Here is a 636-nt window from a genome sequence, read left to right on the forward strand (position 1 = left end):
ATTTACACCTTTAAGAGAATATATTCCAGGGTATTCTTCAACAGCATTAAAAAAGAAAGCTACTGAGCTTAGTTTTAAAACAGATTCATTACAACAGGCAATGGCCATGAATGAACTGTATTATAAATCTATTAAAAAAGTATTAACAGGAGATGTTAGTGCCTCAGATATTAATAAAGATTCTATCATTCAAGCAGTAAAGTTAGAAGCTAGCGAAGTAGATTTTAAACCTATTGCTGAAGATTCTATTTTAAGAGAAAAAGTTGATAAGGAAGATAAGTATAACTTGTTTGAATCTGCAACTACAGCTACTAATTTNACACTATGCTGTTGATGTTGTTGTACCTAAAGATACACCGGTAAAAGCTACTGCCGATGGTATTGTAATTTTTGCAGAATGGACGGTTAGCACAGGTTATGTTATTATTTTAGAGCATAGTTATGGGCTAATTTCGGTATATAAACACAATGCTGAACTTACAAAAACACAAGGCGATTTGGTTAAAGCAGGCGAAGTAATTGCCACTGCAGGTAACACAGGTGAGCTTTCAACCGGAACACATTTACATTTTGAACTTTGGAATGATGGTTACCCAATTAATCCAACAAATTTTATAGATTTTAAATAATGCTATC

1 pseudogene is annotated in these 636 nt (G+C 32.8%); it reads left to right on the forward strand.

The annotated features are described in order from the left end of the window. A pseudogene (locus FUA24_RS07930) lies at positions 1-629 on the forward strand (M23 family metallopeptidase); the annotation flags it as partial. Positions 630-636: the final 7 nt, after the last annotated feature.

Source organism: Seonamhaeicola marinus (assembly GCF_008085455.1).